Raw genomic sequence first — 26,165 nt, 5'->3', positions numbered from 1 at the left:
GAACTTATGAGACTAACACGCAGAATGATTGTCATAGCAGCAACCGTTGCGGTGGCTTTATCAGGGGTAATTACCTTTGGAGCACCTTCCAATGCGGAGGAACTGAAGAAGGTGACCGTCCGACTGGCCTTCAGCTACAACGGCCACCGCTCGCCCTATCTACTCGGAGTGGACAAGGGGTTCTACAAAGAAGCAGGTCTCGACGTTGAGGTCTTGGAAGGTAAGGGCGTTACGTCATCCATGCAGCTCGTAGCGGCCCAACAGGATACCTTCGCGATCATCGACCCGCCGTCGTTGATGCTTGGCGTGGCGCAAGGCATGCCCATCAAGCAGGTCGCTCAACTTTACCAAACCAGCCCCAATGCACTGATCAGCTGGCCTGAGCAGAACATTAAGGAGCCTGCTGATCTCGTAGGCAAGAAGGTTGCGACCCTTCAGGGCGACATGACCACCACGATGCTGTACGCCTTGCTTGCGAAGAACGGCATCGACTCATCGAAAGTGCAGATCATTGCTTCCGATGGCGGTACGCGAAACCAGACCTTCCTAGCCAAGCGTACGGAGGCTATCACAGGATTTCCCAATGACAGCCTTCTTAGCCTTTCCGATGCGGCCGAAGTTAAGCTGAACCACTTCACCTATGCATCATTTGGTGTTGATACGATGGGTGACGGAATTGCCGCCCATACAGAGACTGTCGAGAATTCACCCGAAATCGTTGCCGCATTCGTGAAAGCGACCCTGCGGGCCTACGACTACGCTCTCCAAAATCCCGAAGAGTCTATCGACGCGCTTCTAAAACGTTCACCCAGCCGAAAGAAGGCAGTGGAAGTCGAAAAACTGAAGGCAACCGCTGCGTTGCTGCATGCGAAAGGGTCCGAGGGAGACACGGTGGGCTTTTCCGTCAAAGAGCGTTGGGAAGCGACCCAGGCTCTGATGAAGGAGTTTGGCGGCCTCAATACGACCGTGGAGGACGTCACTACCTATTACACCAACGACTTTATCCATTAAAGCCGGACTAGGTCGGAGACTCAGCCCATGAAAAAGGCGCCTCCACGTAGAATGATTGTAGCCATCAGCGGTGCTTCAGGTGCCATCTATGGTGTGCGCGCTTTGGAAATGCTGCGCGGAACGGATATCGAGGCTCACCTTGTCGTGACCCGTTCCGCGCAGATTACTCTTGCCCAAGAACTCCATATGAAAGCGGCCGATCTGCACCAGTTGGCCGATGTCATTCACAAGGCTGATGACATAGCGGCAAGCATATCGAGCGGCTCTTTCATCACGCTGGGGATGCTTGTTGCGCCCTGTTCGATCCGAAGCCTTTCGGAAATTGCTAGCGGTGTTACCTCGGGTTTGCTTTCCCGGGCGGCCGACGTCGTTCTGAAAGAGCGCCGCCGGCTTGTTCTCATGGTGCGCGAAACGCCACTTCATTTGGGTCATCTGCGCAGTATGACCCAGGTTACCGAAATGGGAGCGATCATCATGCCGCCGCTCCCTGCTTTTTACACCAAACCAAAATCCATTGATGACATCGTCAATCATAGTGTCGGCAGAGCACTGGATTTGTTTGGAATCGATGTTGGCACCTTGCAGCGCTGGGGCGAGACAATCGGCCTTCGCGGGCCGTTGGATTCTCCTAATGATTAATGAGGGCTTTTCGGTGCTCGAAGATGCCTTGTGCAGTTAATCAGCACCGAAGCGTCTTGCTTAGCTTAAACGCTGGGACAGGGATTTTGCGGCTTCCAAGACCATTTTACGAAGTTCTTCTTGGCGGTCCCTGCCAAACCGGTAAAGGGGTACACTGACGGCGATGGCACCTGCTATGGCACCATGTTCTTTGCGGACGATGGCGGCGATTGCGCCGACATCACTGGCAAGTTCACCGATATTTAGAGCAACGCCATTCGCACGGATATCCGCGAGTTGTTCTCGCAGTGTAACCGGGTCCGTGACGCTGCTGGGCGTATACTTGTGCAGGCCAACCGATAAGACGGCATCGACCTCGGATTCTGAAGCAAAGGCCAAAAGTACTTTCCCAGTTGCAGTGCAGTGCGCGGGGTTTCTCATCCCCAATGGGGCGAAGTGCGTGACCGCGTTGGGCCCAACCGCCTGATCGACGACGACAGCTTCACTGCCGTCCCAGATGTTGAAATATGCTGTTTCCTCAGTTGTCTGCGAGAGCTTTTCAAGCACTGGGCGGACCGCATTCAAAAATCCCATCTTGCTGAATAAGGGCGCTGCGATCGTCAACAGCCCATCGCCAAGGCGCAATCGTTTGGTTGCGGTGTCCCGTTCTAAAAGATGAGCTTCTTCCAGCGTAGCGACGAGGCGCGATACGGAACTCTTATGTAGGCCCGTGCGGCGTGCGATCTCGTTCACGCCAAGTAGAGATTCAGCCACTGAAAAGCAGCGAAGTACGACGATTGCATGTCGGACGGTCTTCATGCCTGCAAGGGGTGCCATCTTGTTTGACTCCATCGTCTTCGTTGTAGGTCCGGTAGTGGTTAACGGAAACAGATTGGCGTTGACAGTGGATATTATAATAGTATCATTAAATGCAACAGTGTTGCAAAATATGCAACAGATGACTCGGGCCGTTTTATGCGCTCCGAGACGGTCGGGTGGGGAGGGGAACCTGTGATCGCAGATAATCTGCATCCGCAGAGAACGCGTCGCATTATTGTTGGAATTAGTGGCGCATCTGGGGTTGTCCTTGGCGTCCGCGCGTTAGAAGTGTTGCGTGAAATCGGAGTTGAGACCCACCTTGTCATGACCCGCGCAGCACAAGTTACCCTGGCTCACGAATTACCTATCAAGGTTTCGGCGGTAACAAACTTAGCCTCGGTGGTATACCGCGAGGATGACATCGCAGCGGCGATTTCAAGCGGTTCTTTTCGTACAGACGGCATGCTGGTGGCGCCCTGTTCGATCCGTAGTATGTCGGCAATTGCAAGCGGCGTCACAACCGGCCTGCTAGCACGGGCAGCCGACGTGGTGTTGAAAGAGCGCCGACGGCTGGTTTTGATGCTCAGAGAAACACCGCTGCATCTGGGACACTTGCGTGCGATGACCCAAGTCACGGAAATGGGAGCCATCGTCATGCCGCCAGTTCCCGCCTTCTATGCGCGACCGCAGACGGTTGATGACATCGTCGACCATTCGATTGGGCGAGCCCTTGATCTGTTCGGCTTGGATACGGGCCGCATAGCGCGGTGGGGCGAATCTGGATTGGACCAAACTACAGAACGGGCCGCCCGGAACGAACCATCGGAACCAATCAGAACAACATCAGAAATTGAAAGGCGAAGGGCTTGAAGTCGGCAAAGACTTACAGCCCACCACCGGGTGCGGTCGTTGAGCGCGCATGGCGGTGCGGCCGAATTTGCGGATACCAGTGAATCAAGAAACGGATCGAGGTGATTGAATGCGTGAGTATATTGAGCGGCTGCGGCAACGTGGCGAACTCGTTGAGATAGATCGTGAAGTTGACCCTAAGCACGAACTTGCCGCTGTGACGGCTGCGGCGCATAAGCGATGGGGTAAACCGATCCTGTTTCACAACGTGGCGGGAACGACACTTCCTGTGGTCACTAATCTCTATGGCGCACGCGAACGAATTGCGGAGATCCTCGGTATTGAGCCGGATGACTTCTGCCGGCAATGGAACAAGCTCGCTACTCTTGGCGCTCAGTCTGAAAGCGGTAATGCCCAACCTATAGAAATCCCGGAAATCGTCGACTGCAAGATGAGCGACCTGCCCCTGATTACCTATTCGGAAAAGGACGCTGGGCCATACTTCACGTCGGCGATGTTCTTTGCGAAGGACCCGGAAACTGGTGTGGGCAACCTCTCGTTTCACCGCTCTATGTATGTCAATGACGATGAGTTGCGGTGTCGGCTCGCGCCCCGGCATCACCTTACGCTTTATCATGAGAAAGCCGAGCAGAAAGGGCAGTACCTGGAGGCAGCAATGATAATTGGCACGCCGCCGACCGCGTTCCTCTCGGCGGCGGCGCCGCTGCCCTACGATGTCGATGAACTCAAGGTGGCGGGACAGCTAGCAGGCAAACCCATTCCTCTGCGTAAATGCAAGCACATCGACCTGATGGTGCCAGCGCACACGGAGATCGTCATTGAAGGCCGATTTCTGCCGAATGAGCGACGCGAGGAAGGGCCTTTCGGCGAGTTTATGGGGTATTACACACCTGTCGGTTTAAATGCTGTCTTCGAGGTGCTTGGCGTCACACGTCGTAAAGACGCTATTTTTCACAGCATCTTGTGTGGTTCGGCTGAGGAAGTTCTGACCCTCGAGCTTTCAGTGGCCGCCAACATTTACCAGAAGATCAGCGCCGTCCTTCCAGGCATCGTCGATGTCACCTGCCAGCCGTTCGTGCTGCACACAGTGGTGAAAATCAAGCAGCAGTACGAAGGGCATGCGCGCCAGGTTTTGATGGCTGTGATGGGCGCAGATCCTACGTGGGCGAAGGTCTGCACCGTCGTCGATGAGGACGTTGATATCTACAGCATGGACGACGTCATGTGGGCAACGCTAACACGCAGCAGGCCCGACAAGGACATGATCGTCATTCCCGAAACACCAACATTTTACCGTGATCCCGACAAGGACCACTGGGGGCGAGTCGGTATTGATGCAACAGCGCCATTCTCACGTCGTGCTGAGTTTGAGCGAAAGCGGATTCCAGGAGTTGGGGCCGTGCGACTTGAGGACTACGTCACGGACCCAAGTGCACACGGCGCAATCAAGTAGTTCCACGAGTCGAAATAGGGAGGATCTAATGAAGTATGTTACAAAGCGAGTATTCTACTTCGCCGCTTTGGCGGCACTTTGGATGGCAGCTGTGGTTCCGGCGGCTGCAGATAGTTTGACGAAGATCGAGTTCTTAACGAACTACGCTTTCCATGGGCGTCACTCCCCTTACTTCGTCGGGCTTGAAAAGGGATTCTATAAGGAGGCTGGGTTTGACATTAGAATCTCACCGGCCACCGGTAGCGGCTTTGTCGTCGCGGCTGTAGATGCTGGTCAGGCTGACTATGGCATGGCGGACGCTGGCCCGGTGGTGCAGGCGGTCGCCAAGGGCGCCAAAGTCAAGGGATTTATGGTTTTTATGGATACCGCTACGAGCGGCCTCGCTTCGCTCAAGCCCTATGAAACCCCGGAATCTCTTAAAGGGGCAAAGATCGTCGCGTCGCAGACAGACAGCGCACGTGTGATCCTGCCGATTATCTACGCGCAGCACAATTTGAACCCTGCCGATGTACATTGGGAAACAGCCGATCCCAGTGTTTATCTATCGCTTCTTGCTGGCGGCCAGGCAGATCTCATGACGGCGTCGATTGATGGGGACGTGCCATCCCTTCAGCGCACGATTGGCCAGACTAGGGAGGTGTATTTTTCGTCCTTCGCGAACTGGGGCTACGACGTATTCGGATATTTGCTGATAGCGAAGGCAGACAGGCTGAACGAGAAGCCTGAGGAGGCGCGCCGTTTCGCTGAAGCGACCAAGCGGGCTGTTGAATATGCAATCGAGCATCCCGAAGAAACCGCTGAGATTATGGTCAAGCACAATGCTGCGCTGAAGTACGAGACGACTCTTGCCCAGTGGCGGCAGTCCATAAAGGCTATCAACACAGACTATGTTAAGCAGCACGGGTATGGCACCGCGACCGATGACCGTCTGCAACGCACGATCGATCTGATGGCCGAGGCGATGAAGTTGGAAACACCACCGGTTGTCGGTGATACCTTCGCGCCCGCTATTCCCGCTCAATAGTTGAACTCACAGACGTGAAACTGCTGGCTCTTGGATAAGGGGCCAGCAGTTCCATGGCCGACGTTCCGTCGGCGAGCCGCGTACAGCGGAACACAAGGACAGGCGCAAATGTCAGTTAACATAGAAATTAAAGGTGTCAGCAAGCATTTCGGCGACGTCGTGGCCGTCGATAACGCTAGCTTTGACATTCCGGCGAATCGATTCGTCTCGATCATAGGCCCAAGCGGTTGTGGAAAGTCCACATTGCTTCGTGTGGTTTCAGGGTTGTCGGAGCCAACGTGTGGGGAAGTCCTGATTGGTGGTGTGCCTGTTTCCGGCCCGGCAAAAGACACCGGTATGGTATTCCAATCGCCTGTGCTGCTGCCGTGGCGCACAACCTTGGACAACGTACTGTTGACCTGTGAAATGAGTGGCGCAAAACCCGAGAAGTACCGTCAAAGAGCGATGGAGCTTATCGCGCTCGCGGGACTTACTGGATTTGAGAATTCCTACCCCCACCAGTTGTCGGGGGGAATGCAGCAGCGCGCGGGTATCTGTCGGGCCCTCCTGCTCAACCCAGCTCTGATACTTATGGATGAGCCGTTTGGTGCGCTTGACGTGATAACCCGGGAACGGATGGGATTCGAACTGCTCAAGATCTGGGCTCACAGCCGGAATACGGTTCTCTTTGTGACGCACAGCATCACCGAGGCAATCCTTTTGTCCGACACAGTGATTGTCATGAGTCCGCGACCTGGCCGAGTTCAGGATGTAGTGGAGATCAACCTTCCGCGACCGAGGACACGCGAAACCATGCGCGGGAGTCGTTTCACGGAACTGGCCGAGAGGCTGGGCGGTGAGATTCAGTCCAATTGGAGCGAATAATATGTACGACAGGTTACTTCCTAAGATCGTGACTCAATTAGCAGGCCCGGCCAAAGGGGTACTCGGTATCGTGTTGGCGTTGCTGATATGGGAGTATGGCGTGCATTTTGCTGGTCTGCCGGAATATGTACTGCCTGTTCCGTCGGCGATTGCTGAGCGGTTTTGGCAGACGTTTCCATTGCAAGTACATCATCTGAGCAGGACTGGCTTTTCGACGTTGGTTGGTTTGGCACTGGCACTTTTTTCCGGTGTCCTGCTGGCGTTGCTTGTTGTCTATGTTCGTTCCCTACGCAACGTCATCGTTTCAGTTCTCGCGGCCTTCAATGGTATTCCAAAGGTTGCGATTGCGCCGCTCTTTGTGATCTGGTTTGGGCTAGGTGTTGAATCCAAGATTCTGTTGGCCTTCCTGCTCGCACTGTTCCCAATCTTCGTAAATTCTCTAACTGGACTCGACGAAATCGAATCCGATGTGCTTGATTTGTCCAAACTTGCTGGCGGGACAAAATGGCGCATCTTCTTCAAGATACGGCTCATGAATGCTATCCCCTATATAACCGATGCGCTGAAAGTGGCATTCCCCTTGGCTCTCGTCGGCTCGATCGTCGGAGAGTTCATCGGTGGTAATACCGGAATGGGATATCTGATCCTTTCCGCACAGTTCAACCTTGATACATCGCTTGTCTTCGCCTCGTTGCTATCCATCACCGTTTTTACATCACTTGGCGTGGGTGCGGTTGCGGCTTACGAGAACATTTTTCTGAAGTGGCGTCCTTCACGGAGGCGTTGAGAGGGCGTTGACAGGTTAACTCGGCAACACGAGAGCAATCACCCCTCGCAGTTGGATCCTATGCAGCTTTGCAGGCGCCAGCCCACACCTCAAATGCGTTGGATCTTAGGACCTTGTAGCCTGGTCGACTGAGGAGATGACGCTGACAGTTGAAGGTGTTGTAGGTGGCGTCGTGAACGGATGGCAACCGTTGAGCGGAGTCTGGTGACTTGAAGCCTTGTTGCTTTCGCTTTCGTCGTCGAACGGGCTGATGAGAGTTCTCGGCTTTATTGTTGGCTCTAAGCCCACGATCATGCCGGGCCGACAGGCCAATATCGACGAGGCCGCGCCACTCGGAGAGAGCGGCGGCGCGGTTTAGTTTGAAGGTGATTCGAGAGTAAAGGTAGCGTTCTCATGTTGAAGAGATTGTGGACGGATGCAAGGATGGCATACCGAAACGATCATCTAGAAGAAATGAGACAAAGAGGCACTTTCTTAAGCGAGCCCGCCATTTCCCTGATCCTGAAATATAATTCCCTGTTCATTGAAAAATATTCCCTGTTCTTCCTAGTAGGGAATTTCACGATAAACTAACGCAAATACAATGAGTTAGAGCGCCAATTTTCATCCAGAACCCGGAAAATATCGAATTTTCCCTGTATTTTCCCTGTTATCAGGGAATTTCTCGCAGAGATCAGTTCGCAGCAGACTGCATCCACCGCCACGCAGTCAGCCCCAACATTGTCGGTATCGTAGTGCGCTGAACTCTGTCCGCAATCTCAATGGCTTGTGGGGATAGTGATCGGTGTGTTCCGTCGCTTTCTCTGAGGAATGGCTGCGGAGGTGTCAGACTAATTCGAACTCGTCTCAGTATACTTCAGTCGAGCCGATCGTCAGGCAGCGAAAAGACCACGCCACTCGTTGAGGGCGGCATCACGGTTGAACTTGAAAATTCTTCGACTTGAGAGGCTGCGTTCCCGTGTTGAAGAGGCTATAGATGGGGGCATGGACGGCGGCAAATTTCTGAAGACTTCGCATTCGGCGGAATCGAAGCTAGCCCGCTCCCTTCGTCGGAAGGGCAGGTGTGAGTTCTCAGCGCAATTGTTTAGCCAGCGGCCGGTTAGCTGACGATCGATATTGCCGATCTCTTTCATCTCGGCCCCATAGGATATTAGCCGGTCGGTTACAATGATCTTAGGCTGGCCATGCCTGCGCATTGCTTTTCTTAGGAATTTCAGTGCCAACTTTCCTTAGTAGAAATCAAAGCCACTCGCCATTGCTTTGACGTCGCGGCGCACGGCTTGGGGCGACACAGTTCGGCCAAGCAAACAATCGGCGATCCAGGACCCGATCTGACGCGCGTCCGCCTCGACCATGCCCCGCGAAGTCATTGCCGACACACCCAACCGCAGTCCTGAGGTCGTTGCAGGAGAGCGCGAATCGTTCGGAATCAAATTCTTGTTGCAGGTGATCCCGATGGCGGCAAGTTTGTCGCTCGCTGTCTGTCCGTCCATATCGAGGTTCATCAGATCGACGAGCATCAGGGGCGTATCGGTTCCGCCCGTGACGACGCTCAAACCGTCGGCCGACAACTGACCGGCGAGGGCACGCGCATTCCGTTGCACTTGTTCGGCGTATTGCCGGAACGACGGCTGCAATGCCTCGCCAAGCCCGACAGTCTTCGCCGCCAGCATGTTCAAGAGCGGGCTGCCCTGGACGCCGGGGAACACTGCCGAGCGGAGGCTTCGGCTCAGGTCGTCACGGTTCCATAGGATCATACCGCCGCGGGCGCCGCGCAGAGACTTGTAAGTGGTGGTCGTGACCACGTCTGCGAATTCGACGGGATTGTCGAGGACGCCACCGGCCACCAATCCGGCGAAGTGGGCCATATCGACAAGCAAATAGGCACCGACATCGTCGGCGATCTGCCTGAATGCCTTCAAATCCAGAGCACGTGGGTAGGATGACCCGCCCGCAATGATCAGTTTCGGCCGATTGGCCCGCGCCATGTCAGCAAGTTTGTCGAGATCGATGAAACCGCTGTCCGGACGCAGGCCATAGGTGTGGATCGTGAACAGCTTGCCGCTGATGTTAGCTTTCGCCCCGTGACTGAGATGTCCCCCAGATTTGAGATCGAGAGCGAGCACCGAGTCGAACGGCTCAAGCAGGGCCGAGAAAACGGCCAAGTTAGCTTGAGAACCCGAATGAGGCTGCAGGTTGACCTCGGCAGCGTTAAAAAGCTTGCAAGCGCGTTGCGACCCCAGGGTTTCCAGGGCATCGGCGATCTCGGCCCCGCCGTGATAGCGGGCACCGGGATAGCCTTCGACTGTCTTGTTCGAAAAGATCGAGCCCTGCGCTTCCATAACGGCCCGGCTGACGACATTCTCCGAAGCGATCAACTCGATGTGCTGATGCTGGCGGTTTCGCTCCGATGCGACGAGGGCAGCGACGTCAGGGTCGGCGGACGAGAGCGGAGTGCGGAAGTAGACCGATGCGGTATCATCCATGCGCTCGGTTCTTAGGTTGTTCGGGCTCATGCCGCAGGCGCCCTTAGTCTGTTCACATAGGTTTCCAGGCAATCCTCTGCGAGAGGTTCGAGCGGCGTAAGATTCCGATGATGCTTGTAGTCAGGCCGGGTTGGGGCCGTGTAGGCATTCGATACCGGGTTGACGATGAGCGAGAAAATCGACCGGTCCCATGGAGACATGTTGTTCGGGGAGCCATGAATGAGCGTGTCATGGAATATGAGCATGGTGCCGGGCCGTCCCTTTGCGGCGACGATGCCTCCGCGTTCGGCCATTTCGCGTACGCGCGCATGGTCGGTCGCCCAAAGGGTATAGCTTGTCGTCTTGTTGTCGAGCTTGGCTGCATGGTCGCCGGCACGGTGCGAACCGGGCAGGAAATAGAGCGGGCCGTTGAACTCGGTTACCTCGTCAAGAAGTATGTGCAAGTTGAGGGCGCGAGGCAATGTGACCCCGTCTTCCTCGTGATGCGTTGCAAAATCCGCGTGCCATTGCCACATCTCGCCGGAAAATGCCGCCTTCACGTTCACTTTCACCTGTTGAGCGTACATCGGTTCGCCGAATAACTGCTGCGCCGGTCCGATCAGGCGGGGATGTCGGACAAGAGCAGCGAACAGATTATCACGCAGGTGCAGACCCATCGCTGTGCGGACGACACCGGAATTCCGCTCAATGATGTTTGCCTCATGGTGCTGCGAAAAGATTTGCGGAAGGCGGGAACGGATTGCCGCAACCTCGGCCTGAGTGAAGCGTTCCGGAATAATGATGAATCCGTCCGTCTCAAGTTGTTTGATCTGCGCATCGGTCAGTTTCATTTTCGCCACCACCCGATAGTCCTTGAATGAGGCTATCAGCATTGACGGCTTTTCAGCGCGGTGCAATCATCAAAAACTACGCTACTGAATAGGCAAACTAAACAATGGTCCGCGCCATTCCACCCTTGGGAACGATCCGGTACTTTGAACTCGCGGCGGAACACGAGAGCTTTGTCCAGGCCGCTAATGACCTTAGGGTATCAAAAGGTGCCGTAAGCCAGCAAATAAAGCAGCTTGAGCAGTTTCTGGGCGTTTCATTGTTTAGAAGATCTGGTCGACGGGTGGTCTTGACAGCCGCGGGCCGCCGGTATCATTCCGCGGTCCGAAACGCTTTAAACATCCTCGAGAAGGAAACGGAGCGCGTTGCCGGGTCGCGGGTCCGTGGCCAACTCAAGATCACAGTGTTACCGGCATTCGCATCCATTTGGCTCGTGCCCCGAATGCCCGGCTTTCAACAGTCCATGCCGCACATTGATATCGTCGTATCTGCGGACGCGGAGATGGTCGATTTCTCACGCTCTGACGCACAACTCGGGATCCGCTATGGGACGACGGACACCGAGGGATTGACCGCGACATACCTGGGCCACGATACGCTGGCGCCTGTATGCACACCGAACTATGCGGAGAAGATGGCAATTCACAGAGCCGAGGATCTTTCGCGATGCCTGCTACTGCACGACACCTATTGGTCCGACGACTGGACGCGTTGGCTGACGACGGCCGGTGTTGCAGGGTCATTGGGTGGCGACGGCCAATTCTTCACACATTATAGCATGGCCATCGACACCGCGCGGGCTGGCGGCGGTATCGCAATGGGGCACAAGCTTCTGCTGCGCGATCTTTTTGCGCGCAATGAACTGGTGTGTCCTCTGGAACAAACAATTGCGGCGCAGCAGGGATATTTTGTCGTGGTGCCGGATAAATCCGCCCATCTGGATTACGTGAAACGCTTTCGAAGCTGGCTGACGGCGTCGTTCGGCAATGTATGTGCACCTGGGCCTTAGGTGCAGTCAGGGCGTTAAAGTTCAATTGTCTGCTTGGGGCCCGGCAAGCGGACTTCATCAGGGCTAGCGGTCGCATTCACCGCGCAAAAAGGCTGGACACATGCCAGCACCAGCGCAGTCGTTCCTCTTGAGCCATTTACAAGCTGAACCGCACCGCCGCTCTCGCCGAATGGTGCGTGCTTCTCATTGCCAGACGTTTGGCGCGAGTGGTGTAAGTCAACGCCGGTTCGAATTTGTCTAACAACACTTCCCTTGCAATTGGAGAGGCGTCCATAGGTGACGGCGTGGGCGATCATGCAAAAGGTTGTTGACGATTTTAATAGCTTGTGGGCAAAATTGATAATCAATATGTATTATTGATATACAATATTCGATTAACAGATGAGGGGCCCAATGAAAGGTGGCGTGATAGCAAACAAGGAGGGCTCCCTTCTTTGGGTTACGATCTCAAGACCCGAGCGATTGAATGCGTTGGACGCAGCGGCGCGGGACCAAATCGTTGAATCATTGGATTTTGCCTCTCGTAGCCAGGATATCCGCGCCATTGTCATCACCGGTGCTGGCAACAGGGCTTTTTGCGCCGGGCAGGACCTGAATGAGAGCGCCGCGTTGGGCCATTCCGATGGTGATCGCTGGATGGCTGGGTGGAGGCGATTTTTCGAGGGCGTAAGTCAATGCACTAAGCCAATGGTCGCCGCTATCAATGGAACGGCGGCAGGCGCCGGATTGCAGTTAGCCCTAATGGCGGATATCCGGATCGCGGTGCCTTCTGCACGGTTGCTTATGGCTGAGGCGAATGTGGGGCTCCCTGCAATCGTCGGCAGCTATCTCCTAAGCATTCATCTCGGCCAATCACGTATGCGCGAACTTGTTCTCACAGGGCGGATATTCCATGCCGAAGAGGCGCAGGATTGGGGTTTGATTCATCGTTTAAGCGAGCCTGACCAGCTCGTTGCCGAAGCCAGAATGGTGGCTGCCGAGATAGCGGAAAAGGCACCGACTGCGATGGCTTTGACACACAGATTCTTGCATAGCCTCGCGAGCTCCGGACTTGGGGATGCAGAGGCAAAGGCGGCGAAATATCAGGCCGAAGCAATCAGGACTGGCCAGCCTCAAGCCGCTATGGAGCAGTTTCTTAGATCTCGCAGTCAGCAAACCAACACTTAGAGGCAATAGGAGACATTGATGTATGACTTTCTCATAACCGATATAAAAGACGCTATTGGCACTATCACCTTGAACCGTCCGGCCGTTCTCAATGCCTGGCATTCGCCGATGCGCAAGGAACTGGCCAAGGCGCTGAATGCCATGAACGCCGATGACTCCGTGCGGGCGGTCATTCTGACTGGCTCTGGTGATAGGGCCTTCTCCGCAGGCCAGGACTTGAACGAGACAAAGTCTTTTGATACTGCCCGCGCGGGTGACTGGGTCGAAGAGTGGCGCAACCTTTACGCAGCAATCCGCGGAATGAACAAGCCGCTGATTGCAGCGCTCAATGGCGTGGCTGCCGGATCCGCGTTCCAGGTTGCTTTGCAGTGCGACATCCGAGTTGGGCATGCTGCGAGCCGTATGGGACAACCAGAAATCAACTCGGGCATCGCTAGCACTCTGGGCCCCTGGCTCATGAACCAAATGCTGGGTCTTTCCCGGACCATCGAACTGACTCTGACGGGCCGTATGATGGACGGCGACGAATGTTATCGCATCGGCCTTATCCATCATCTCGTGCCCGCAGACCAAGTCGCAGCAAAAGCGCGTGAAGTCGCGGCGGAACTCGCGGCAAAACCACCGGTTGCCATGGCGCTCAACAAGCGTCGTTTTGCGGAAATGACCGACGCGGGATTTAAGGACGCTGTCGCAGCAGGTAGCCGGAATCAGAAAGAAGCATACGCCAGCGGTGAGCCTCAGCGAATGATGGAAGAATTCTTTGCAACCCGCGCCAGGCGCAAGCAGTCGGCCTGAGGAGCAACGAAGCGATGGATCTTCTGGAACACCAGGGTAAGGCGCTCTTCGCGCGGCACGGGATTCCCGTGCCGTACGGCACTCTTTGGCCCAATCGACCAGACTGGGACGGAGGTTATGTACTCAAGGCCCAAATGGCGACGGGCAAGCGCGGTAAGCGCGGCGCTATCCAGTTTGCCGACAGTATTGCAGCCGTTGAGGAAATGGCGCCCCGACTCTCCGATCTGACTCTGGATGGCCAGCGCTGCAAGGGTGTCTATGTAGAACAGCGTTTGGATATCGCGCGGGAAATTTACCTGGCCATAGCCCTTGACCGGGATCGCAAGAGCCTAGTGATTCTGGCGTCTCCCAATGGAGGTGTGGACATAGAGGAGACTAGTTCAGGAGAACTGCTTCGGTTGCCGATTGACCCTTTGGTCGGTCTGCGGGAATACCATGTGAGGGCGGCGGTGAAGCATCTTGATTTGAGTGCTACCCTCGAGGTGCCTGTCGCTGAAGCTCTAACTTCACTTTACGCTCTGGTCGTTGCTGAAGATGCGACGCTGGCCGAAATCAATCCCTTGGTGCTGACTGTATCGGGCGAGGTCTATGCCGCCGACGCCAAAGTGACTTTGGACAATAACGCAGCCTTTCGGCGAGAAGCGTTGGAACAAATGCAGCAAGATTCGGCGGACGACCGCAGCCCGCTTGAAACGGGCGTCGCTTCTGCCGGTGCAACCGGAATCGAAATAAACACCGGCGGCGAGATCATGGCCGTTGTTAGCGGCGCCGGTCTGATGATGGCCACGCTTGATCTGCTATCCGAAAGGGGACTGTCGGTACGCGGTGTTGTAGATCTAGGCGGGTCAGTGCTAGCCGGCGGCGAGGCGCTTGGCCGCGTTTTCGAGGCGGTATCCGACGCTAACCCCCTCATCACGTTCTTCAATGCTTACCTGCATACAGCGCTTTGCGATGAGCTGGCGCGGATGCTGGTAGAAGCGCAAAAGATAGCGCCGTTGCGGGGCCGGGTCGTGATCAGGCTCAAGGGACGTAACAGTGAAAGCGGACGGGCCATGCTCACTGAACAAGGGTTTGAAGTATTCGAAGACCTCAGTGCGGCCATAGAGGCGGTCACGCATTATAAGGGGCGCAGTTGATGGCGATACTGGTGAATGGCGATAGCCGGATCGTGATTCAAGGCATTACAGGCCATACTGGGCGAAACTTGGCGGATAAGCTCCTTTCTGAGGGCACGCCTCTGGTTGGCGGAGTTTCGCCTAAGCGTGGTGGCGAAACGGTTTCCGGTCTGCCGGTATTTTCCTCGTGCCATGAAGCAGTTGCCATCGCCCGCGCTAACTGCGCGTTCCTTTCGGTACCGGCAGGGCAAGCGTGTGCGGCCGCCTTTGAGGCGATTGATGCCGGGATCAAAACCATGGTCGTCTATGCCGAAGGCGTCCCGGTCCAAGACGCCGCGCGCATTGCCGCTTATGCGGCTTATCGAGGGGTGAATCTCATAGGACCAAATGCTGCGGGCTGCATAAGCCCGGGGCTGGCAAATCTTTCGGACCTCAATGGGAAACTGTTGCGGCGCGGGCCGATTGGAATCGTCTCAAAAAGTGGAACGCTGACCTATGAAGTCATCGATTCTCTCAATGCGAAGGGCCTTGGTCAAAGCAGCGTCGTTTGTCTTGGCGGCGACCCCATCATTGGAATGTCCCATGCCGATGCGTTGCACCTATTCGACGCAGACCCAGACACCACGGCAGTGGTCTTGATAGGAGAGATTGGGGGGCGGAGTGAACTGCAGGCGGCTGAGGTCGCGCGGCACATGAAAAAGCCCGTAGTGGCCTATATCGCGGGCCTGCACGCACCAGCTGGCAAAACAATGGGGCATGCGGGCGCCATCCTTGGTTCCCCTGAAGAAAACGTCCCCGGGAAGCGCGCCGCTTTAGAACGCGCAGGAGCCATCGTTGTCAATGATGTAATCGGAGTTGGTGCGGCCTTGGCGCGGCTCAAGGCTCCTGCGGAAGTTGATTGAAACGCCATTGTAGAAGAGTGGCAACTAGGGAGGAGAACATGCCGATGAAGTACGACAGTGGAAATATGAAGGTCACGCGAAGGGATTTGTTGTTGGCTGCAGGTGCGGGGGTTGCATCAGTGGGCGCCATGGGCTTGCCGAGCAAATTGCTTGCCGCCGAGCGCATCACGGTTGCGGATCCGGGCGGTCCCTTCAAGGACGCTTTTGGGGAGGCTTTTTACCGGCCCTACGAAAAAGCCTCGGGAATCACAGTCGCGAACATTGCGCGAGAACATCAGCCCACCAGTCATATCCAGGCCATCGTAGAGACTAAGTCTTATACCTGGGACGTTGTAACTGTCACGTTGGCAGGACAAGTATTGCTGGGTGCGCGTGATCTGCTAGAGGATCTGGATTGGTCAGGTGAGCACATGCAGGACATTATGCCTGAGGCTCGCGCCAAAAACTGGATGGGTACAGACGTTTATGCGACGACCTTGGCCTACCGGCAAGATACCCTCAAGGGTAAAGAGCCTCGCTCCTGGGCGGATTTTTGGGACGTGAAGGGCTTTCCCGGCCGTCGGGCATTGCGCCGCAGCCCTATTGACACGTTAGAGATTGCTCTGTTGGCGGATGGCGTGGATCCGAAGGATCTCTATCCACTCGATATCGAACGCGCTCTGAACAAGCTCGACGATATAAGAGGCCACATTGATGTCTGGTGGACAGGTGGCGCCCAGACAAGCCAACTTCTGCAGACTGGTGAAGTAGATATGTTGCCAACTTGGAATGGGCGTGCACAAACCGTCATTGATGGTGGTGCGCCAGTGTCCATAGAGTGGAACCAAGGTCTCTATTCGATGGAAGGTTGGGCAATTCCCAAGGGGAACCCGAAGGCTGATCTCGGTCGGAAGTTCATCTCCTATTGCGCCGACCCTGAACGCCAGGCAGCCTTCACCAACAAGCTCGCTTATGGACCGACGAACCCCAAGGCCTACAATTTTATTTCTGCTGAGCGGGCGAAATCTCTGCCGACGGCTCCGCAGAACATTGAACGTATGGTCCTTGCCGACCAGGGTTGGTGGGGCGAGCATAAGGAAGCGGCCGAGCAGCGTTTCAACGAATGGCTGCTCTCCTGATTTCCTGATAGATAAAATGCAGGTAGCTCCGGTCGCTACGGCGACCGGAGCTGCTGCTTCCCCCAAGGCTTCTTGCGTCAAGCACTTGTTGACTGACGCGTCAAACCTGGAATCTGCCTATGACCTCACTACAGGATCAGAAAAAGCTGGAAGTGCGTGCTTTGCGCAAAACCTATGGGGACTTTGTCGCTCTCGAAGGTGCGGATCTGTATCTTGCGGATGGGGAATTCCTGACCCTTCTAGGACCGTCAGGCTCGGGCAAGACAACTTTGCTGCTTACGATTGCCGGCTTGAATGAACCGGATGGTGGTGAGATACGAATCGACGGGCAGCTAGCGACTTACCTACCACCCTTTAAACGTGACATCGGCATGGTGTTTCAGAACTATGCCCTGTTTCCGCATATGACGATCTTTGATAATGTCGCTTTCGCGCTCAAGATGCGCAAATGGCCCGCGGCTAAGATACGCGAGGCGGTCGAGAAGGTTCTTGAAGTCGTCCAACTCCCACATTTGGCCAGCCGCTACCCCCGACAGTTGTCCGGTGGTCAGCAACAACGAATCGCGCTGGCCCGTGCCATGGTCTACGAACCTTCGGTGATTCTGATGGACGAGCCACTCGGCGCACTTGACAAGAAGCTGCGCGACCAACTCCAGCTCGAAATCAAGAGATTACACCAGGAGCACAACATCGCTGTCCTTTATGTCACTCACGATCAGGAAGAGGCTCTGGTGATGTCCGACAGAATCTGCCTTATGCGCGATGGTCGTATAGAGCAGATTGGTACACCCGACGATCTATACTTCAGGCCGCAGTCAGTCTTTGCCGCGGATTTCCTTGGTGAAGCCAATCTGCTCGCAGGGCAGGTTGTCGGGTGCGATTCGGAAAGAGTCGCAGTCGAGTTGACCGACGGCACGCGTGTCCTGGGAGTTAGCGATCATTCGCTCCTTAAGGGTCAGAAAGTCAGTGTCATGGTGCGGCCGGAAACTGTCAGCCTAGATGTCGACGTGATATTGGACAACCGGGTTGAAGCGCGGGTCACGGATGTGATCATGACCGGTGGCATGACCCAGACTTTCTGCAGAGCTGCCAGCGGATTGGAGATAATTGCAAAGTCCCTGACAAGCGGGCCGGTTGGCGCGCAATCGGGTGACCGTGATGTTCATCTCGGGTGGTCCGCCGAGCGCGCTGTTGTCCTTCCCGATAATTGAAGGGTGGACCGTCATGGCAAGTCTCACTGGTTCTAACAGAAGCGTAATTCGAAAGGCCCAGCAGTTTTGGCCTATCCTTCCGGTAATCTTGTTCCTTGGTGTGACATTCGTTTTCCCGGTGGTGCTTTTGCTGTCGCTCAGTGTGACTGGTTCGGGCAACGAACTCACCTTCGAGCACTATCTAAAACTCCAGGATTCCTTTGTCGTTGGTCGGGTTCTAGGTATCACATTCAAAATCGCGGGTTGGACAGCATTCATATCGATCGCGGCTGCATTTCCCGTAGCCTATCTTCTTTCAACGCTTGGGAAGAACCAGAGGAATTTCTGGGTAATTTGGGTCCTGATGCCATTTTGGACCAGCTTTCTGGTGCGCACCTTTGCCTGGATCGTGCTGTTGGGGCGAAACGGCGCCGTCAGCCAATTGGCGTCGGCGCTGGGGCTGCCGGACCCACCCAGCCTGCTATACAACTTCACCGGTGTCATGATCGGTATGGTGCATGCACTGATGCCGCTTGCCGTGCTCACGATGCTGTCCGTCATGGAGAACATCGACCGCAACCTTTCTAGGGCTGCTGCCACTCTTGGAGCCCGCCCGGCCCAGGCCTTCTTGAGGGTCTACCTGCCGTTGTCATTGCCGGGTGTCGCGGCAGGCGGCCTCCTAGTCTTCATCACTGCGCTCGGTTTCTTCATCACCCCGGCCTTGCTCGGGAGCGAGCGGGAGACCGTGATTGCGCAACTCATTATCTTCCAGATCAAAGACCTGCTGAACTGGAGCTTCGCCGGGGCCATAGCCGTCGCCTTGCTGCTCGTGGCGCTGGTCATCTTTTTGATCTACGATCGCTTGGTAGGACTGTCGACGTTGTCGGGAGGCGCTATGCGCCAGGACGGTTCGGTCTGGCGCAATCCCATTGGTTGGGTTGGCCGCCGCCTCGGCTCTCTCCTGGTCGAGTGTACAGCGTTCATTTGTGAACTCCTTGCCGAAATCCTTGAGAAGATCAGACCGATCCGGGCCGACCGTCGCAGGCCGGATGTAGGACGCCGAATGCTCTGGATGGGTGTACTGCTGATTCTCTTTTTCCTGGCGGGTCCGGCGTTCTTCGTGATTCCAGTTAGTTTTACCGAGGGGCAGTTCCTCGGATGGCCCCCGGAAGGGTTTTCGTTCCAATGGTACGGGTCGGTCTTTGACAATGTGCTCTGGGTTGAGGCGGCGATAAGGTCCTTCGTCGTAGCGACGCTTGCTGGTCTGGCCGGATTGCTACTTGGTGTCCCTGCTGCCTTCTACATTGTGCGGCGTGCACGCTTTAAGACCGCACTCATCGGATTCCTGGTGTCGCCGATCATCATGCCCAACATCATTATCGCGGTTGCCTTGTTCTATCTTTTTGCGGACATCGGGTTGGTCGCCACCACTGCAGGGTTGGCGATAGGACATACTGTTTTGGCGGTCCCCTACGTTGTGGTCACTATGGTGGCCGTGCTTAAGCAATATGACGAGCGGCTTGACCATGCTGCCTACACGCTAGGCGCCGACAAGGCGCGCACGTTGCGTCATGTAACGCTGCCTCTGCTCAAGTCTGGTCTAATTGCAGCTTTCATGTTCGCCTTTGTCATTTCTTTTGATGAACTGACCATAGCGCTCTTCGTTGCAGGGGGCGATACGACGACCTTGCCCAGGCAGATGTGGGACAACGCGCTATTGCAGGTTTCACCAGCACTGGCTGCCGTCGCGGCGATGGTGTTGGTCTTCATGACTGCTGTTATCCTGACTTCGGAATATCTAAGACGGCGCGGCGAGAGGATGCGGTGATCGACGCTCCTTCCTACCCTGACCCTTTGGGGATGAGTCGACCACTCACTGCTCAACCCGTCACACCCACCTACTGGCAAGCGACAGCGGGGACAGCGCCCGATGACGATGGTCGGCTAGAGAGCGATTTAGATTGCGATGTCGCCATCATTGGCGGGGGCTACACGGGGCTTTCCTGCGCATATCACCTCACCAAGCTGCGGGTCGCCAGCGTTGCGGTGATCGAGGCGAACCAACCGGGATGGGGCTGTAGTGGGCGCAATGGAAGCTTTGCGCGCCCGGCTATCGGCCGGGTTCCCCACGCGGATTGGGAGAGGAAATGGGGTGCGGAGATCGCGGACGCGATGTTTGCGGAAGCCCTTGCCGCCCTTGAGACGGCGCGTAAAGTAATTCAGGAAGCCGACATCGACTGCGATGTGATGCCGGAAGGTTGGTTAAAGATTGCCCATCGGGCCGGGCGGGTCGCCGCGCTCCAACGAGAAGGCGACTTGCTTCGTAACCGTTATGGCATGGCTGTTGAGTTTTTGGATGCCAAGCGTCTGGCTGCCGAACATGTTGCATGCGGTGATGGCTATGGCGCCCTCAGATGGCCACTATCCTTTGCGATGCATCCTTTGAAACTGGTCTATGGGCTCGTCCGCGCGGCGCGTGGCCAGGGGGCAGTGATATTCCGCGATACACCTGCGCTTGGCCTGGATAAAGATGGAGACAGGCACGTGATCTCTACGCCCCGCGGATTGGTACGTGCTCGGCACCTGGTCATCAGTACCAACGGCTATACCGTCGAGGGTTTGTTTCCAAAATTGCGCCACCGTCTTTTACCTGTCATGTCCAACATCGTTGTCACCCGACCAATGACGCTGGAGGAAAAACAGGCGGGGAATTTTGTGACTAGCGATTGCATGAGTGATGCCCGCACATTGCTGCACTACTACCGGCGATTGCCGGACGATCGCATCATGCTGGGGGGTAAGGGGCCGGTCAGAGCCACGCCTCGCCAAATGGCGGCACACAGGCAAGAACTTCTTCGGGTTATCGAACGTAAGTTTCCTTTCATGAAGGCGCCTTCAGTCGAATATTTCTGGGGAGGCTGGGTTGCCCTGACCCCTGATTCCCTTCCCCATATAACCACGGCGGAAGATGATCAAAGCTTGCATTACGCGTTGGGATACATCGGAAGCGGCGTATCCTGCAGCTTGCATGCAGGACGCCGTATCGCCGAGAAAATCACTGGCCAGCAGGTGTCGCTGCCGACGCCTCTTACCGCTGCCCTGCCGAAATACCCAATGGCGGCCTTCAGGCGATTAGGGCAGCGCGCAGCGATGAAATGGTATGCTTTAAAAGACGAGAGGCTGTAGCGATGCTGGGGTCCGGCAAAGGAAAGAAGATTGTGGTGGTGGGTGCGGGAATCGTAGGGGTTTCCGTAGCGCGACGGCTTCAGGAGAAGGGTTATCAGGTGACCCTGATCGACAGGCTTTCGCCGGGTGAGGCCTGTTCTCATGGCAATGCGGGTGTCATCTCGACAAGCTCCTGCGTGCCACAGATTCTCCCGGGGACCTGGAAGCAAGTCCCCGGATTGCTTTTAGCGCGCGACGGCCCGTTGGCAGTCGATTGGCGCAGTCTCCCGACGCTGCTGCCCTGGTTCGCTACCGCACAGCGAGCGGCCACGCCGAACCGGGTCATGAAGGTGGGGCAGGCTTTGCATGCCCTTCATGTAAAGGCAGTTGAAGATCACCTTGCGCAAGCCGAAGCCGCTAACTGCAAGCAATTGGTTCAGCGCTGTAACTATCTGCATGTATACCGACGCAAGGAAGCTTATGCCAAAGACTGCAATGTCTGGAAACTGCGACGTGAACTGGGCATGTCGATCGAAGAACTGAGTGCGGGAGAGCTGCGCGAAGCAGAGCCTGCGCTCGCTGCTGGCTTTACTAACGGGGTGCTTCTAAGTGGTCACGGCCGAACTCTAGACCCTGGTGGTCTTGTGAAGGCACTGGCGTCCGATTTTGAACATCGACAGGGTCGCATCCTGCAACGCGAAGTTCGGGCGCTTTCGCAGAATGCAGAGAGAGGCGTCTCAATCGTCACCGAAGAGGAGACGATCAATGCCGACACCCTCGTCCTGGCTGCGGGCGTTTGGTCGGCACAACTGGCGCTAGGCCTGGGTCATGCCTTTCCCTTGGTTGCCGAACGTGGCTACCACATCATGTACGCAGAGCCAGGAATTACCCTCCACAACGCAATCATGTTTGCCGAGGAAAAGCTGGCGGCCAACAGCATGGCCCAGGGGCTGCGCGTCGCAGGCACGGCAGAGTTTACAACGAACATCGACAAAGCGCCCAACGGGCGCCGCATTGCAATGCTTGAGCGACTTGCCACTCGTTATATTCCAAATCTCAACCGGACGCGACCGCGCCATTGGGTGGGTTCAAGGCCGACCTTACCCGACACCTTGCCTGTTATCGGCCGCTCCCAGTTGAACCGAGATGTGATCTTTGCCTTCGGTCATGGACATACCGGTTTGACGGCTAGTGCAACAACGGCGAATATCGTTTCCGCCCTGGTCGCCGGGGAAGAGCCGCCGATCAATATTCATCCCTTTCGTCCAGAGCGTTTCGCGACGCACGGGCTCATCAGAGGATCGAAGGGCGATTCCGTGGAAAGCCATGCTGGGAATTTAGGATGACCCGCTTGCTGTTCCTCAATGAGGCCGAGGTGGCAGCACTTGCACCCCCCGCACCTAAGCTTGCCGACGCTCTGGCGGACGCTTTCAAGCTGCGCGCTGCAGGCAAAATTGCCATGCCTACGAAAACCAAACTGACGACGGTCGGGAATGATACCTTCTTTCATGCCATGCCCGCTCTTGTGCCGGGAATGGCGGCGGGCGTTAAGTGGGTGGGTGGAGCCGCTGGTAACAGCGCCCGGGGATTGCCACATATCAACGCTCTGCTGGTGCTGTCCGATCCGCAGAGCGGCCGACCGCTAGCGGTCATGGAAGCCAACCACCTGACTGGATTGCGAACTGCGGGCCTGACATTACTTGCGGCCCGCTACCTAGCCAAAACTGATGCTAGTAGGCTCGCGGTCATAGGCTGCGGGCTGCAGGCCTGGACCCATCTAGAAGCTCTAGCTTCGGAATTTTCACTCGAACAAGTGGCGATCTACGGGCGCAGGCTGGAAGCCGTGAACGTCTTTGCCGAGAAAGCGTCGGAGCGAGGCATCGCGCCACGGCTTTGCAAAGAGGCAGACGAGGCCATAACGGACGCTGATATTGTGGTTAGTTCGATCCCCGAGCAACCCGGGCTAAAGCCCTTCCTAAGGGCGGACCGCCTAGCGCCTGGCGCATTTGCAGCGATGGTAGACCTGGGCCGTTCTTGGCGGAGCGACTGCCTTCGAGGGTTTGATCAGACCTTCACGGACGACAATCAGCAAAGCCTAACGCTGCGTGCGAGCAATCCAACCTTTGAGGCGGCCGATTTCACCGGCGACCTGGGAGATTTAGCCACGGGCCGGGTTGCAGGCAGAGTAGATGCCGACGCAAGGATAGCCTTCTTGTTTCCAGGTGTTGCTCTTGCGGATATTGTTATCGGCCGCATGCTCTTGGAAGCGGCGGAACTGCGTTAAATCCTGTTGTCACGCACCACCCAGGGTTTTTCCGATGGCTCGTGCGGTTTCCATGACGACGGGCGCAAAAGTTTGTTCTGCCTTTTTCGGCGACCACCTGGGATGTGGCACAGCAATATTCACAGCTGCGATGACGCCGCCTTTGTGATTCCGGACTGCAGCGGCGATGGAAATATCGCCCATGAAGGCCTCTTGATTGCTTATCGCGTATCCTTTCGCGCGAATGACATTGAGCTGCGTCAGAATCTTTTCTGGCTCAATGATGGTATACTTTGTTCGCTTGATTCGGTGAGAGCGATTCACAATTTCAGCGGCTATCTCATCTGGCAAGGCAGCGAGCATTGCACGTCCGGGTGCCGTACAGTAGGCGGGAAGCCGTTGGCCAAGCACGACATCGACGCTGATTATGTTTCTGCTAGGAAGCCGGGAGACGTAAATCACTTCCGTATCATCCAGTTCCGTGAGGTTGACGGTCTCTCGTGTCGTCTTGCTCGCTTCTAGGATGTAGGGAAAGGCTTTTTCAATGAGAGCATCGTTGCGCAGATAGGCAAAGCCAAAATCCAGGACCTTCGGCGATAGTGTGTATCGGCGCGTTGCTGTGTCCTGCCTCAGATATCCTAGAACCTTTAATGTATAAAGGAACCGCTGAGCCGCACTTCTGCCGATACCGGTTGATTTGGCAATCTCGCTCAAACTCAGTGCTTGCGTTTGGTCATAGAAGGCTCGGAGTACGAGCAAAGCTTTCTGAACCCCGCCGATGAAAAGGCGTTCGTCGATTGGGTGAGGCTCGTTGCCATTCAGGGGAGGCCTGCTGGGAATCTGTGACATGCTAATTTTGTACTTTATCAGGGCCAGAATAGGAATCGTTAAAAGTGTGGCAATGTCGCTATAAAGAGTATCCTAACTACCCAGAGGCTATGCCTAACAGGCGCATAGCATCCCATACAATCGAGGGGGAAATCACACTTTAACTCACCAAGCTCAAGGACGCTCACCAAGCTTTGCCATTTTGCCCTGAAAGCGCCCTCGGGATTGATCTTGCCAAGTCCGCCTTTCAGCTTCACGGAGTGGATGTTGATGGTGCTGACCTTTGAGTAGTGGCGGCTCTTTTGGGCGGTAAAGGACCGTCTTTCTCTACGATGTCTTTTGGCGGTGCGCTTTGGCTTTCGGGGGGCTTGGGTTCCAGGCGACGTTCAGGCCGGATTTTCTAAGGAATCATAGGCCTTACGTTGGCTTGAGCAGTCCAACGGAATGCCCTGCTGGAGGTGCTGCCGTAGGAGGGTTGGCGGCGCATCGCCGCCCAGTATCGTGACGGATAGGTTGCGCTCCTATCAAAAGCCTTCGCCGATCTTGGCCTATCCGTTCATGCCGCCACCTACAACACCTTCAACTGTCAACGTCATCTCCTCAGTCGACCCAGCTACAAGATCCTAAGATCCAATGCATTCGCGGTATGGGCTGGTGCCTGCAAAGCTGCCTAGGATAAAATGGCGAGAAGCGATTGCTCTCGTGTTGCCGAGTTATCGTGTCAATGCCTAGCAGAGGATCTCATTGTCCTCGCGGCCAGTAGGAGCAGAGCATGAAATTCCATCAGGGAGCGGCTTGGCAGCGCGGGCGACTGATTCCCGTCGGGGAGGCTTCCATCGGTGTCACCGACTGGGGGCTCACGCATTCGGACATCACCTACGATGTGGTCATGGTGATCGATGACGCGTTCTTCCGCCTTGAGGATCATCTCGATCGGTTTGAGGCCTCCATGGCCGCGTTGCGTCTAAAACCCGCCGAAGATCGCGAGGCTATTCGCGGTGCGTTGCATACCATCGTCGCAGCTTCAGGGCTCACCTGGTCCTATGTTTCTATGGTCTGTTCGCGGGGAGCTCCTGAGATTCCCGGCATCCGAGATCCACGTCTCTGCGGCAATCATTTTTTTGCTTGGTGCGTGCCCTACGTGAATGTCATTCCAAAGGATGTAGCGACCCGAGGGGCTCACCTTTGGGTTGCCAAGTCTGTGCGGCGCATAGGCGAAGATGCCGTCAATCCGCGCGTAAAGAACTACCACTGGGGGGACTTTACCGCCGGGCTGTTCGAGGCCTACGATCAGGGTGCGGACACTGTTCTTCTGACTGCTGCCGACGGGACGGTAGCTGAAGGCCCGGGCTTCAATGTCTTCGCGGTGAAGGAGGGCAAGCTGGTCACCCCTGCCCGGAACTGCCTGGAAGGCATCACAAGAATGACTGTGCTGGAAGCAGCAGCAGAGGCCGGAATCATGGTGGAGATTCGCGACGTCCCCCTCGACGATTTCCTGGAGGCGCACGAAATCTTCACGGCGACATCCGGCGGCGGGCCTGTACCTGTCGTGCGCGTCGATGATCGGATCTATGGCAATGGCGTCGAAGGGCCGGTCACAAAACAACTACGAGAAGCTTACTGGGCAATGACGACTCGGCCCACTCTGAGAACACCCGTCCAGAGGAAGACGGATTTGCGATAGCTTGCCTGGACCAATGTCCTGGGCACTGACACGTTAACTCACCCTTCGAGTTGAATCGGCAGTTGCTAGGGAGGTGTCATGTGTGGACGGCCCCGTTTGCGCAAGGGTTGATTTGAGCTTCTGACGATCGTTGCGGGGTGCGGTCATGTGTCCGGCCTTTTGGCGCGGT

Annotated in this window: 24 protein-coding genes; 19 read left to right on the top strand and 5 right to left on the bottom strand. The window is 56.0% G+C overall.

The window, feature by feature from the left end:
• The first annotated feature begins 6 nt into the window (after positions 1–6).
• Together FHR98_RS00120 and FHR98_RS00115 are read left to right on the top strand one after the other, a co-directional pair.
• Positions 7–1,011 (top strand): ABC transporter substrate-binding protein, encoded by a 1,005-nt coding sequence (locus FHR98_RS00120; protein WP_183414580.1) that lies wholly within the window; start codon positions 7–9, stop codon positions 1,009–1,011.
• A 27-nt stretch (positions 1,012–1,038) separates the two neighbouring features.
• A complete protein-coding gene (locus FHR98_RS00115; protein WP_183414579.1) occupies positions 1,039–1,650 on the top strand; it encodes a UbiX family flavin prenyltransferase in 612 nt (203 codons plus the stop codon).
• Positions 1,651–1,710: 60 nt separating this feature from the next.
• Here the strand turns inward: FHR98_RS00115 and FHR98_RS00110 are convergent, their stop codons facing one another.
• Positions 1,711–2,466: an IclR family transcriptional regulator gene (locus FHR98_RS00110; protein WP_183414578.1), complete on the bottom strand. Its 756-nt coding sequence runs from the start codon at positions 2,464–2,466 to the stop codon at positions 1,711–1,713.
• A gap of 174 nt (positions 2,467–2,640) precedes the next feature.
• Here FHR98_RS00110 and FHR98_RS00105 point away from each other — a divergent pair, with 174 nt between their 5' ends.
• From FHR98_RS00105 to FHR98_RS00085, 5 genes are all read left to right on the top strand, one after another.
• Complete coding sequence (locus FHR98_RS00105) at positions 2,641–3,318, top strand: UbiX family flavin prenyltransferase (protein WP_322091194.1); 678 nt, start codon at positions 2,641–2,643, stop codon at positions 3,316–3,318.
• Between the two features lie 109 nt (positions 3,319–3,427).
• Entirely contained in the window at positions 3,428–4,771 is a 1,344-nt protein-coding gene (locus tag FHR98_RS00100) for a UbiD family decarboxylase (protein ID WP_183414576.1), read from the top strand.
• Between the two features lie 28 nt (positions 4,772–4,799).
• Positions 4,800–5,795: an ABC transporter substrate-binding protein gene (locus FHR98_RS00095; RefSeq protein WP_183414575.1), complete on the top strand. Its 996-nt coding sequence runs from the start codon at positions 4,800–4,802 to the stop codon at positions 5,793–5,795.
• 108 nt (positions 5,796–5,903) lie between these two features.
• Positions 5,904–6,659 (top strand): ABC transporter ATP-binding protein, encoded by a 756-nt coding sequence (locus FHR98_RS00090; RefSeq protein ID WP_183414574.1) that lies wholly within the window; start codon positions 5,904–5,906, stop codon positions 6,657–6,659.
• Position 6,660: 1 nt separating this feature from the next.
• Positions 6,661–7,446: an ABC transporter permease gene (locus FHR98_RS00085; protein WP_183414573.1), complete on the top strand. Its 786-nt coding sequence runs from the start codon at positions 6,661–6,663 to the stop codon at positions 7,444–7,446.
• Between the two features lie 872 nt (positions 7,447–8,318).
• Here the strand turns inward: FHR98_RS00085 and FHR98_RS16820 are convergent.
• From FHR98_RS16820 to FHR98_RS00070, 3 genes are read right to left on the bottom strand one after another with little or no spacing between them, the layout of a single operon-like run.
• Entirely contained in the window at positions 8,319–8,669 is a 351-nt protein-coding gene (locus tag FHR98_RS16820) for a DDE-type integrase/transposase/recombinase (protein WP_367575440.1), read from the bottom strand.
• A 6-nt stretch (positions 8,670–8,675) separates the two neighbouring features.
• Complete coding sequence (glyA, locus tag FHR98_RS00075; protein ID WP_183414572.1) at positions 8,676–9,962, bottom strand: serine hydroxymethyltransferase; 1,287 nt, start codon at positions 9,960–9,962, stop codon at positions 8,676–8,678.
• A complete protein-coding gene (locus FHR98_RS00070; RefSeq protein WP_183414571.1) occupies positions 9,959–10,804 on the bottom strand; it encodes a phytanoyl-CoA dioxygenase family protein in 846 nt (281 codons plus the stop codon). The genes glyA and FHR98_RS00070 overlap by 4 nt, the downstream gene beginning before the upstream one ends.
• A gap of 62 nt (positions 10,805–10,866) precedes the next feature.
• Between FHR98_RS00070 and FHR98_RS00065 the strand changes: the two genes are divergently transcribed.
• The 11 genes from FHR98_RS00065 to FHR98_RS00015 all read left to right on the top strand — a co-directional run bounded on the left by FHR98_RS00065 (position 10,867) and on the right by FHR98_RS00015 (position 23,505).
• On the top strand, positions 10,867–11,769 hold the full coding sequence (locus FHR98_RS00065; RefSeq protein ID WP_183414570.1) for a LysR substrate-binding domain-containing protein: 903 nt from the start codon (positions 10,867–10,869) through the stop codon (positions 11,767–11,769).
• A gap of 393 nt (positions 11,770–12,162) precedes the next feature.
• Positions 12,163–12,936, top strand: a complete 774-nt coding sequence (locus FHR98_RS00060) for an enoyl-CoA hydratase/isomerase family protein (RefSeq protein ID WP_183414569.1) — start codon at positions 12,163–12,165, stop codon at positions 12,934–12,936.
• A gap of 18 nt (positions 12,937–12,954) precedes the next feature.
• Positions 12,955–13,731 carry an enoyl-CoA hydratase/isomerase family protein gene (locus FHR98_RS00055; protein ID WP_183414568.1) on the top strand — a complete coding sequence of 259 codons (777 nt, stop codon included), beginning with the start codon at positions 12,955–12,957 and terminating at the stop codon, positions 13,729–13,731.
• A 14-nt stretch (positions 13,732–13,745) separates the two neighbouring features.
• On the top strand, positions 13,746–14,867 hold the full coding sequence (locus tag FHR98_RS00050; RefSeq protein ID WP_183414567.1) for an ATP-grasp domain-containing protein: 1,122 nt from the start codon (positions 13,746–13,748) through the stop codon (positions 14,865–14,867).
• Positions 14,867–15,748, top strand: coding sequence for a succinate--CoA ligase subunit alpha (locus FHR98_RS00045; RefSeq protein WP_183414566.1), 882 nt, complete (start codon positions 14,867–14,869; stop codon positions 15,746–15,748). Before FHR98_RS00050 ends, FHR98_RS00045 begins: the two co-directional genes overlap by 1 nt.
• Positions 15,749–15,792: 44 nt before the next feature.
• Complete coding sequence (locus FHR98_RS00040; RefSeq protein ID WP_183414565.1) at positions 15,793–16,866, top strand: ABC transporter substrate-binding protein; 1,074 nt, start codon at positions 15,793–15,795, stop codon at positions 16,864–16,866.
• Positions 16,867–16,985: 119 nt separating this feature from the next.
• Positions 16,986–18,077: an ABC transporter ATP-binding protein gene (locus FHR98_RS00035; protein WP_183414564.1), complete on the top strand. Its 1,092-nt coding sequence runs from the start codon at positions 16,986–16,988 to the stop codon at positions 18,075–18,077.
• A gap of 13 nt (positions 18,078–18,090) precedes the next feature.
• Positions 18,091–19,884: an ABC transporter permease subunit gene (locus FHR98_RS00030; RefSeq protein WP_183414563.1), complete on the top strand. Its 1,794-nt coding sequence runs from the start codon at positions 18,091–18,093 to the stop codon at positions 19,882–19,884.
• Complete coding sequence (locus FHR98_RS00025; RefSeq protein WP_183414562.1) at positions 19,881–21,242, top strand: NAD(P)/FAD-dependent oxidoreductase; 1,362 nt, start codon at positions 19,881–19,883, stop codon at positions 21,240–21,242. Before FHR98_RS00030 ends, FHR98_RS00025 begins: the two co-directional genes overlap by 4 nt.
• 2 nt (positions 21,243–21,244) lie before the next feature.
• The gene (locus tag FHR98_RS00020) at positions 21,245–22,567 is read left to right on the top strand and encodes an NAD(P)/FAD-dependent oxidoreductase (protein ID WP_183414561.1); all 1,323 of its coding nucleotides are present in this window, start codon (positions 21,245–21,247) and stop codon (positions 22,565–22,567) included.
• Entirely contained in the window at positions 22,564–23,505 is a 942-nt protein-coding gene (locus tag FHR98_RS00015; RefSeq protein WP_183414560.1) for an ornithine cyclodeaminase family protein, read from the top strand. The genes FHR98_RS00020 and FHR98_RS00015 overlap by 4 nt, the downstream gene beginning before the upstream one ends.
• Before the next feature lie 9 nt (positions 23,506–23,514).
• Here FHR98_RS00015 and FHR98_RS00010 read toward each other — a convergent pair whose 3' ends face one another.
• Complete coding sequence (locus FHR98_RS00010) at positions 23,515–24,333, bottom strand: IclR family transcriptional regulator (RefSeq protein ID WP_183414559.1); 819 nt, start codon at positions 24,331–24,333, stop codon at positions 23,515–23,517.
• 751 nt (positions 24,334–25,084) lie between these two features.
• Between FHR98_RS00010 and FHR98_RS00005 the strand changes: the two genes are divergently transcribed.
• On the top strand, positions 25,085–25,996 hold the full coding sequence (locus FHR98_RS00005) for an aminotransferase class IV (protein ID WP_183414558.1): 912 nt from the start codon (positions 25,085–25,087) through the stop codon (positions 25,994–25,996).
• The last annotated feature ends 169 nt before the right edge of the window (positions 25,997–26,165 follow it).

The sequence above is a fragment of the Limibacillus halophilus genome (genome assembly GCF_014191775.1).
Lineage (GTDB): Bacteria > Pseudomonadota > Alphaproteobacteria > Kiloniellales > CECT-8803 > Limibacillus > Limibacillus halophilus.
This window is presented reverse-complemented; position numbering and strand designations above follow the sequence as displayed.